Source organism: Kitasatospora sp. NPDC057940 (genome assembly GCF_042887425.1).
Taxonomy (GTDB): domain Bacteria; phylum Actinomycetota; class Actinomycetes; order Streptomycetales; family Streptomycetaceae; genus Kitasatospora.
Map to the genome: position 1 here is coordinate 17,976 of NZ_JBHVPH010000053.1, position 9,544 is coordinate 27,519.

The following is a 9,544-nucleotide window of genomic DNA, read 5'->3' on the forward strand; positions in this document are numbered from 1 at the left end:
ATGGCGACCACTTGCCCTCCCGATCGCGGCCACCGGCAGCCCCCTGACCCCCCGGCCGCGCCCCCCTCTCCCGGAGTCGTGCATGCCCTCACTCCCGCTCCCCCTCCCCCACCCCCGGCGCAGACTCCTCCGCGCCGCCGCCGGCGGCCTGCTGTCCACCGTCCTCCTCGCCGGCTGCGGCGGCAGCGGCGGCGGGGCCCCGAAGGCCGACGACGGCAAGCCGGTCACCCTGACCTTCTGGGCCTGGTCCAAGGGGACGAAGGAGGTCGTCGCCGCCTTCAACGCCTCCCACCCGGACGTCAACGTGGTCTACGAGGAGATACCCTCCGGCACGGCCGGCGGGTACGCCAAGATCTCCAACGCGGTGAAGGCCGGCAACGCCCCCGACGTGTTCAACGTCGAGTACGCCCAACTGCCGGACTTCGTCAGCCAGGGCGCCGTCCAGGACATCTCCGGGCTCGTCCCCGGCGAGCTCAAGGCGAAGTACCTGCCGCAGACCATGGACCTGACCAGCCTCGGCGGCCGCACCTGGGCGCTGCCGCTGGACGCCTCGCCGCAGGCCTTCTACTACCGCAAGGACCTCTTCGACCGGGCCGGACTCACCCCGCCGAAGACCTGGGACGAATTCCGCACCGCCGCGCAGAAACTGAAGGAGGCCCAGCCGGACACCCGGATCGCCACCTTCTTCCCCGACGACCCGGCCACCTTCGAGGCGATGGCCTGGCAGGCCGGCGCCCACTGGTTCACCGGCCGCGACGACGCCTGGAGCGTCGACCTCAACGGCGCCGGGACCAAGCAGACCGCGGACTACTGGCAGCAGCTGATCGCCGAGGACCTGGTCCGCGTCCAGCCCTCGTTCAGCCAGCCGTGGACGGCCTCGCTGCAGAAGGGCGAGACCGCCGGCTACCTCGGCGCCTCCTGGGGCGGCGGGGTGCTGAAGGGCACCCTGCCCGACGCGGCCGGCACGTGGGCCGTCGCCCCGGTGCCCAGCTGGGACGGCACCCCGGCCAGCGGCATGGTCGGCGGCACCACCTTCGCCGTCTCCAAGAACAGCAAGAAGGCCAAGGCGGCGGTCGAGTTCGCCACCTGGGCGACCACCACGCCGGAGGGCATCAAGGCCCGGATCGCCTCCGGCACCTCCTCCGCCTTCCCGGCCGCGCCCGCGCTCGTCCCGGTGGCCGAGGAGGCCTTCAAGGCCGACTTCTACGGCGGCCAGGACGTTTACGCGCTCTACACGGACGCCGCGAAGTCGATCAAGCCGAACTGGCAGTGGGGCCCGACGATGAACGCGACCAACAACGCGCTCAAGGACGCGTTCGGCAAGCTCACCCAGGGCGGCACCGTGCAGGCGGCCCTCGACGCCGCGCAGCAGTCCACCCTGGCCGAGCTGAAGAACCGCGGCCTCAAGGTCAAGCAGTGACCGCCCAGCCGCCCCGCACCGGGCCCGGGCCCGCCGTCGCCGCCCGCGCCCGCCGGCGCGGGCGGTACGGGGCGCCGGCCGTCCTGCTCGCCCCGTTCGTGCTCCTGTTCACCGCCTGCACGCTCGTCCCGATCGGCTACGCCGTCCACCTCAGCCTGTACACCGAGCACCGCTCCGGGCTCGGCTTCGGCGGCGGCGAGACGGTCTTCACCGGCCTCGGCAACTACGCCCGGGCGCTCGGCGACCAGGCGTTCCGCTCGGGCTTCTGGACCACCGCGCAGTACTGCCTGCTCTACATCCCGCTGATGACGGGGCTGGCGCTGCTGCTCGCGCTGCTGCTGGACTCGGCGCTGGCCCGCGCCCGCCGCTTCTTCCAGCTGGCGCTGTTCCTGCCGCACGCGGTGCCCGGCATCATCGCCGCGCTGATCTGGGTCTACCTGTACACGCCCGGCATCAGCCCGGTCATCGACCTGTTGAACGCCGGCGGCGCCCACCCCGACCCGTTCGGCGCGCCGCTGCCCGCCGTGGTCAACATCGCGCTCTGGGAGTGGACCGGCTACAACATGGTCATCTTCTACGCCGCGCTCCAGGCCGTCCCGCGCGAAGTCCTCGAAGCGGCCGTCGTCGACGGCGCCGGACCGCTGCGGACCGCCGTCAGCGTCAAGATCCCGCTCATCCGCGCCTCGATCGTGCTGGTCGGCCTGTTCACCCTGATCGGCTCGCTCCAGCTCTTCACCGAACCGATGATCCTGCACGGCGCCTCCCCCGGCGTCGTCTCCACCTGGACGCCCAGCATGTACGCCTACACCGCCGCCTTCGACCGGGGCGACTACGGCCTGGCCGCCGCCGCCTCGGTGCTGCTCGCGCTCGCCGCCGCCGCGCTGTCCTTCCTCGTCACCCGGGCCACCCGCCCGCGCCCGGACCGGCGGACGGAGGCCACCGCATGACCACGCTCGCCCCCGGACGCCGCCCCCGGCAGCGCTCCGCCGCCCGCAACCACCCCCACGGACACCCGCCCCGCCGGCCGTGGACGCTCTCCAAGGCCGCCGTCAACGGCGCCCTCGTCCTCGCCACCGCCTACACCCTGCTGCCGCTGCTGTGGCTGGTGACCGCCGCCGCCAAGAACACCGGCGACCTGCTCGGCGGGCGCGCCCTCTCCCCCTCCACCTGGCACCTCGGCGACAACCTGCACGCGCTGGCCACCACCGGGGACGGCATCTACTTCCGCTGGTACCTCAACTCCCTGCTGTACGCCGGGCTCGGCGCCCTGGCCTGCGCCCTGGTCTGCGTCTGCGCCGGGTACGCGTTCCACGTCCACGCCTTCCCCGGCAAGGAGAAGCTGTTCGGCCTGGTGCTGCTCGGCGTGCTGGTGCCCACCACCACGCTGGCCCTGCCGATGTACCTGCTCGCCTCGGACCTCGGCGTGGTCAACACCTTCTGGGCGGTCTTCGTGCCCTCCCTGGTCAACCCCTTCGGCGTCTACCTCGCCCGGGTGTTCTGCGCGGGCTACGTCCCCGGGGAGGTACTGGAGGCGGCCCGGATGGACGGCGCGGGCGAACTGCGCACCTTCTGGTCGATCGGCCTGCGGATGATGACGCCCGGCTTCGTCACGGTGTTCCTCTTCCAGTTCACCGCGATCTGGAACAACTTCTTCCTCCCCCTGGTGATGCTCTCGGACAACCGGCTCTTCCCGGTCAGCCTCGGCCTGTTCAGCTGGAACGCCCAGACCCACGCCTTCCCCGAGTACTACCCCCTCGTCGTCAGCGGCTCGCTGCTCGCCGTCCTCCCGCTGGTGGCGGCCTTCGTCGGCCTGCAACGCCACTGGCGGGCCGGCCTGACCGCAGGAAGCGTCAAATGACCACCACCACGGCCGACATCCCCTCCCCCGCCGCCCCGGCCCGCCGGCCCCGCGCCCTGCTCGCGATGGACCGCGCGCTGCCCGCCCGGCTGCTCGACCGGCACGCCGTCCGGCGGCTCACCGACCTCGCCGACCTCGACCCCGACCTGGTGGTGGACGACTTCGCCGCCCCCGAGGCCGCCGCCGCGCTGGCCCGCACCGAGGTCATCATCAGCGGCTGGGGCTGCCCGCCGCTGGACGAGGCCGTGCTGGCCGCCGCGCCCCGGCTGCGCGCCGTCATCCACGCCGCCGGCTCGGTCAAGCACCACGTCACCGACGCCTGCTGGCGGCGCGGCCTCCAGGTCACCTCGGCCGCCTGGGCCAACGCGCTGCCCGTCGCCGAGTACACCGTCGCCGCCGTGCTGCTCGCCAACAAGCGGCTGCTGGCGATCCGCGAGGACTACCGGCACCGGCGCGCCCCGCACGACTGGCAGGGCGCCTACGCCACCGCCGGGAACTACCGGCGCACGGTCGGCGTCGTCGGCGCCTCCCGGATCGGGCGCCGGGTGCTCGAACTGCTCGGCCCGCACGACCTCGACCTGCTGCTGTACGACCCGTACGTGGAGGCCGCCGAGGCCGCCGCGCTCGGCGCCCGGGCCGTCGGCCTGGACGACCTGTGCGCCTCCTCCGACGTGGTCACCGTGCACGCCCCCGAACTGCCGGAGACCCACCACCTGGTGGACCGCCGCCGGCTCGCCCTGATGCGCGACGGCGCCACCCTGGTCAACACCTCCCGCGGCTCGCTGGTCGACCAGCAGGCGCTCACCGACGAACTCGTCGCCGGCCGCCTGGACGCCGTCCTCGACGTCACCGTCCCCGAGGTCCTGCCCGCCGACTCACCGCTGTACGAGCTGCCGAACGTCCTGCTCACCCCGCACGTGGCCGGCTCGCTCGGCGGCGAACTGCACCGGATGGCCGCCGCCGCAGCCGACGAACTCGCCCGCTACGCGCGGGGCCTGCCGTTCGCCCACGCCGTCCACCCCGAAGGCATCCACCGCACCGCCTGACCGCGCCCCCCGTTACCAGCTGCAAGGAGAACACCCGTGGACCGCAAGGTGATCGGCGTCGTCCTGAACGGCGTCACCGGCCGCATGGGCCACCGCCAGCACCTCGTCCGCTCGATCCTCGCCATCCGCGAGCAGGGCGGCCTCGACCTCGACGACGGCCGGGTGCTCTGGCCCGAACCCATCCTGCTCGGCCGCAACGAGGCCAAGCTGCGCGCCCTGGCCGAACGCCACGGCCTGGAGCACTGGACCACCTCGCTCGACGAGGCGCTCGCCCACCCGCTCACCGAGGTGTACTTCGACGCCCAGGTGACCCCCGCCCGGGAGGCCGCCCTGCGCGCCGCGATCGCGGCCGGCAAGCACGTCTACACCGAGAAGCCGACCGCCGAATCCCTCGACGCCGCCCTGGAACTGGCCCGCCTCGCCCGGGCGGCCGGCGTCCGCAACGGCGTCGTCCAGGACAAGCTGTTCCTGCCCGGGCTGCGCAAGCTCAAGCGGCTGGTCGACGGCGGGTTCTTCGGCCGGATCCTGTCCGTGCGCGGCGAGTTCGGCTACTGGGTCTTCGAGGGCGACTGGCAGAGCGCCCAGCGCCCGTCCTGGAACTACCGCGCCGAGGACGGCGGCGGCATGATCCTCGACATGTTCCCGCACTGGCGCTACGTGCTGGACAACCTCTTCGGACCCGTCCGCACGGTGTACGCGCACACCGCCACCCACATCCCCCGCCGCGTCGACGAGCAGGGCCGGGACTACCCCGCCACCGCCGACGACGCCGCGTACGGCGTCTTCGAGCTGGCCGGCGGCGTCGTCGCACAGATCAACTCCTCCTGGGCGGTGCGGGTCGACCGGGACGAACTGGTCGAGTTCCAGGTCGACGGCACCGAGGGCAGCGCCGTCGCCGGGCTGCGCGAGTGCCGCATCCAGCACCGGGCCACCACCCCCCGGCCGGTCTGGAACCCGGACCTCCCGGCCACCGACCCCTTCCGCGCCCAGTGGCAGCCGGTGCCCGCGAACGAGGAGTACGACAACGGCTTCAAGGTGCAGTGGGAGCTGTTCCTGCGCCACGTCGCCACCGGTTCCGCCTACCCGTGGGACCTCCTGGAGGGCGCCAAGGGCGTCCAGCTCGCCGAACTCGGCCTGCGCTCGGCGCGCGAGGGCCGCCGGCTCGACGTCCCCGAGCTGGTGCTCTGATGGCCGAACTGAACCTGCCCGGACACGGCCGGCTGCGGCTGCGCGAGCCCGCACCGCTCGACCTGCCCGCACACCCGCCCGCCTCCCGCACGGCCTTCGCGGCCGCCCACGTCGTCGCCGACCCGCTCGGCGCCAACGCCGCCGGCGCCCCGGCCGCCCTGGACTGGGACGCCACCCTAGCCTTCCGCCACCACCTCTGGTCGCTCGGCCTCGGCGTCGCCGACGCCATGGACACCGCCCAGCGCGGCATGGGCCTGGACTGGGCCGCCACCCGCGAACTCATCACCCGCTCCGGCGCGGCGGCCCGCGCCGTCGGCGGCCGGCTCGCCTGCGGCGTCGGCACCGACCAACTCACCGACCCGGCACGCTCCCTGAGCGACATCACGGCCGCCGCCCTGAGCGAGGTCGCGGACGCCTACGAGGCGCAGCTCGCCGTGGTCGAGGCGGCCGGCGCGCAGCCCGTCCTGATGGCCAGCCGGGCCCTCAACTCCCGCGCCCGCGGCCCGGAGGACTTCCTCCGCGTCTACGACGGGCTGATCCGGCAGTCCGCCCGGCCGGTGATCCTGCACTGGCTCGGCGCCGCCTTCGACCCGGCACTGGCCGGCTACTGGGGCTCCGCCGACCTCGACGCGGCCACCGACACCGTCCTCACCCTCATCCGCGAACACCCCGGGCGGATCGACGGCATCAAGGTGTCGCTGCTGGACGCCGACCGGGAGGTCGCGCTGCGCCGCGCCCTGCCCGCCGGGGTGCGGCTCTACACCGGCGACGACTTCCACTACCCCGAACTGATCAAGGGCGACGGACTCGGCCACAGCGACGCCCTGCTCGGCGTCTTCGACCCGATCGCCGGCCACGCCGCGGCGGCCCTGCACGCCCTGGACGCCGGCGACACCGCCCGCTTCGACGCGCTGCTCGGCCCGACGCTTCCGCTGGCCCGGCACCTCTTCGCGGCGCCGACCTACCAGTACAAGACCGGTGTGGTCTTCCTCGCCTACCTGGCCGGCCACCAGGAGCACTTCACCATGGTGGCCGGCGCCCAGAGCGGCCGGTCCGTACCGCACCTCGTCGAGCTGCTCCGGCTCGCCGACGCCGCCGGGGTGCTCCCCGACCCCGAGCTCGCGGCCGACCGGATGCGCCGCTACCTCGCCCTGGCCGGGTGGTCGGCATGACCGCACCCGGCCCCACCACACCAAGCCCAGCCGCACCAGGCCCCACCACACCAGGCCCCGCCACACCGGGCCCCGCCGCCCTGCCGGGTATCGCCGCCCCCGGACTGGAACGGCTCTCGCTCAACCAGATCACCACCAAGCACTGGTCCCTGCCCGAGGCCGTCCGGGGCTGCGCGCAGGCGGGCATCCCGGCGATCGGCCTGTGGCGGGACAAGGTCGCCGAGACCGGAACGGCCCGCGCCGCCCGGCTGGTCCGCGACAGCGGCCTGACCGTCAGCAGCCTCTGCCGGGGCGGCTTCCTCACCGCCGCCGGAGCGCAGGGCCGCCGCGCCGCGCTCGACGACAACCGGCGGGCCGTCGAGGAGGCCGCCGAACTCGGCACCGACACCCTGGTGCTGGTCGTCGGAGGCCTGCCCGAGGGCAGCCGCGACCTGCCCGGCGCGCGCGCCCGGATCGCCGACCTGCTCGCCGAACTCGCACCGTACGCCGGACAGTTCGGTGTACGGCTGGCCATCGAACCGCTGCATCCGATGTTCTGCGCCGACCGCGCCGTGGTCTCCACCCTCGGCCAGGCGCTCGACCTCGCCGCGCCGCACCCGGCCGCCCAGGTCGGCGTGGTCGTCGACAGCTACCACGTCTGGTGGGATCCGGCGCTGCCCGAGCAGATCGACCGGGCGGGCCGGGACGGCCGCATCGCCGCCTACCAGGTGTGCGACTGGACGCTGCCGCTGCCCGCCGACGTCCTGCTCGGGCGCGGCCACGTCGGCGACGGCCACATCGACTTCCGCTCCCTCACCGACCAGGTCACGGCCGCGGGCTACACCGGCTGGATCGAGGTCGAGATCTTCAACGAGCGGATCTGGGCCACCCCCGGCGCGCAGACCCTCGCCACCGTGGCCGACCGCCACCGCACCCACGTGGTCGCCGCGCCACGCCGGTAGCCGCCAGGCGTCGGACGTTCACCGTCCGGCCCTACCCTGGCAGCCCGTGCCACACCCTCGAAAGCTGGTCACGCCATGATCGAAACGATCGAACTCGACTACGACGACTCCGGATTCCGCCGCAACGGCTCCCCGCACCGGATCGTCGCCGGCGCCCTGCACTACTTCCGCGTCCACCCCGAGCTCTGGGACGACCGGCTGCGCCGCCTGCGCGCCCTCGGCGTCAACACCGTGGACACCTACATCCCCTGGAACTTCCACGAACTCCCCACCGGTGAGATCGACTTCACCGGCTGGCGGGACGTGGCCCGGTTCGTCCGGCTGGCCCAGCAGCACGGACTGGACGTCATCCTGCGGCCCGGCCCCTACATCTGCGCCGAATGGGAGTTCGGCGGCCTGCCCGCCCGGCTGCTCGCCGTCGACGGCCTGCGCCTGCGCTGTGCCGACCCCGCCTTCCTGGCCGCCGTGGACGGCTGGTTCGACGCCCTCGTGCCCGAGCTGGTGCCGCTGCTGGCGAGCCGCGGCGGCCCCGTCGTGGCCGTCCAGGTCGAGAACGAGTACGGCAGCTACGGCACCGACGCCGGCTACCTCGCCCACCTGCGCGACGGCCTCCTCGCGCGCGGCGTGGACTGCCTGCTGTTCACCGCCGACGGCGCCGAGGACTTCATGCAGCAGGGCGGCGCGATCCCCGGCCTGCTCGCCACCGCGACCTTCGGCTCCCGCGCTCCCGAGCGCTTCGAGGTGCTGCGCCGCCAGCAGCCCAAGGGACCGCTCGCCGCCATGGAGTTCTGGATCGGCTGGTTCGACCGCGTCGGCGGGCCCCACCACGTCCGCGACCCGGAGGAGTCCGCCCGCTCCCTGGACGCACTCCTCGCCACCGGTGCCTCCGTCAACCTCTACATGGCCCACGGCGGCACCAACTTCGGCCTCTGGTCCGGCGCCAACCACACCGGCACCAGCCCCGACACCCCGGGCTACGAGCCCACCACCACCAGCTACGACTACGACGCCCCCATCGGCGAGGCCGGCGAGCTCACCCCCAAGTTCCACGCCCTGCGCGACGTCATCGGCCGGTACCTCCCCCTGCCCGACGGCGAACTCCCCGCCGAGCCGCCCCGCCTGGCCCCGCGCCGCATCGACCGCGGGACCGGCCGGGCGCGCCTGTTCGACTCCCTGGACGCGCTCGCCACCCCGCACCACCGGCCCGTCCCGGAACCCATGGAGAACCTCGGCCAGTCCCTCGGCCTCATCCACTACCGCACCCGCGTCCCCGGCCCCCGCCCCACCCTGCCGCTGCGCATCGACGGCCTCGGCGACCGCGCCCAGGTCTTCGCCGACGGCAACCCCCTCGGCACCCTCGACCGCAACGACCCCGGCGCCACCCTCCCGCTGGCCACCACGGCGGCCGGCACCACCCTGGACATCCTGGTCGAGGCGCTCGGCCGCACCAACTACGGCCCCCAACTCGACGACCGCAAGGGCATCCGGCGCGGCGTCTCGCACGAACGCCAGCGCCTCCACGACTGGGAGATCCGCCCGCTCCCCCTCACCGACCTGAGCGGCCTGGCCTTCGACCCGGCCACCGCCGCCACCGACGGCGACCCGGCCTTCCACCGCTTCGAGACCGACCTCGACACCCCCGCCGACGCCTTCCTCGCCCTCCCCGGCTGGGGCCGCGGCCTGCTCTGGCTCAACGGATTCCTCCTCGGCCGCTACACCGACGAGGGCCCGCAGCGCACCCTCTACGCCCCCGCCCCGCTCTGGCGCCCGGGCACCAACACCCTCGTCCTCCTCGAACTCACCCGCCACGGCGAGGCCCTCGACCTCCGCGACCGACCCGACCTCGGCCCCGTCACGGACGCCCCCAGCTCCGAGTTCTGAGGCGAGCCGAAGACCCGTCGGCCGCGACGGACCCGCCC

Annotated in this window: 8 protein-coding genes; all 8 read left to right on the top strand. The window is 74.0% G+C overall.

What is annotated here, in order from left to right:
• Window positions 1–82 precede the first annotated feature (82 nt).
• The gene (locus ACFVTF_RS37705) at window positions 83–1,420 is read left to right on the top strand and encodes an ABC transporter substrate-binding protein (protein WP_387818723.1); all 1,338 of its coding nucleotides are present in this window, start codon (window positions 83–85) and stop codon (window positions 1,418–1,420) included.
• Window positions 1,417–2,367, top strand: coding sequence for a carbohydrate ABC transporter permease (locus tag ACFVTF_RS37710; protein ID WP_371522068.1), 951 nt, complete (start codon window positions 1,417–1,419; stop codon window positions 2,365–2,367). The genes ACFVTF_RS37705 and ACFVTF_RS37710 overlap by 4 nt, the downstream gene beginning before the upstream one ends.
• Entirely contained in the window at window positions 2,364–3,278 is a 915-nt protein-coding gene (locus ACFVTF_RS37715; protein ID WP_371522065.1) for a carbohydrate ABC transporter permease, read from the top strand. The genes ACFVTF_RS37710 and ACFVTF_RS37715 overlap by 4 nt, the downstream gene beginning before the upstream one ends.
• Entirely contained in the window at window positions 3,275–4,324 is a 1,050-nt protein-coding gene (locus ACFVTF_RS37720; protein WP_371522063.1) for a hydroxyacid dehydrogenase, read from the top strand. The genes ACFVTF_RS37715 and ACFVTF_RS37720 overlap by 4 nt, the downstream gene beginning before the upstream one ends.
• 84 nt (window positions 4,325–4,408) lie before the next feature.
• The gene (locus ACFVTF_RS37725) at window positions 4,409–5,512 is read left to right on the top strand and encodes a Gfo/Idh/MocA family protein (RefSeq protein WP_387818732.1); all 1,104 of its coding nucleotides are present in this window, start codon (window positions 4,409–4,411) and stop codon (window positions 5,510–5,512) included.
• Window positions 5,512–6,684, top strand: coding sequence for a dihydrodipicolinate synthase family protein (locus ACFVTF_RS37730; protein WP_387818726.1), 1,173 nt, complete (start codon window positions 5,512–5,514; stop codon window positions 6,682–6,684). The genes ACFVTF_RS37725 and ACFVTF_RS37730 overlap by 1 nt, the downstream gene beginning before the upstream one ends.
• The gene (locus ACFVTF_RS37735; RefSeq protein ID WP_387818728.1) at window positions 6,681–7,625 is read left to right on the top strand and encodes a sugar phosphate isomerase/epimerase family protein; all 945 of its coding nucleotides are present in this window, start codon (window positions 6,681–6,683) and stop codon (window positions 7,623–7,625) included. Before ACFVTF_RS37730 ends, ACFVTF_RS37735 begins: the two co-directional genes overlap by 4 nt.
• 75 nt (window positions 7,626–7,700) lie before the next feature.
• Window positions 7,701–9,506, top strand: a complete 1,806-nt coding sequence (locus ACFVTF_RS37740) for a beta-galactosidase (RefSeq protein ID WP_387818730.1) — start codon at window positions 7,701–7,703, stop codon at window positions 9,504–9,506.
• Window positions 9,507–9,544 lie beyond the last annotated feature (38 nt).

Excerpts from the sequence above, each read along its gene's own strand:
- ACFVTF_RS37705 (WP_387818723.1), top strand. The coding sequence starts at position 83 with ATGCCCTCACTCCCGCTCCCCCTCCCCCACCCCCGGCGCAGACTCCTC.
- ACFVTF_RS37715 (WP_371522065.1), top strand. The coding sequence starts at position 2,364 with ATGACCACGCTCGCCCCCGGACGCCGCCCCCGGCAGCGCTCCGCCGCC.
- ACFVTF_RS37720 (WP_371522063.1), top strand. The coding sequence starts at position 3,275 with ATGACCACCACCACGGCCGACATCCCCTCCCCCGCCGCCCCGGCCCGC.
- ACFVTF_RS37725 (WP_387818732.1), top strand. The coding sequence starts at position 4,409 with ATGGGCCACCGCCAGCACCTCGTCCGCTCGATCCTCGCCATCCGCGAG.
- ACFVTF_RS37730 (WP_387818726.1), top strand. The coding sequence starts at position 5,512 with ATGGCCGAACTGAACCTGCCCGGACACGGCCGGCTGCGGCTGCGCGAG.
- ACFVTF_RS37735 (WP_387818728.1), top strand. The coding sequence starts at position 6,681 with ATGACCGCACCCGGCCCCACCACACCAAGCCCAGCCGCACCAGGCCCC.
- ACFVTF_RS37740 (WP_387818730.1), top strand. The coding sequence starts at position 7,701 with ATGATCGAAACGATCGAACTCGACTACGACGACTCCGGATTCCGCCGC.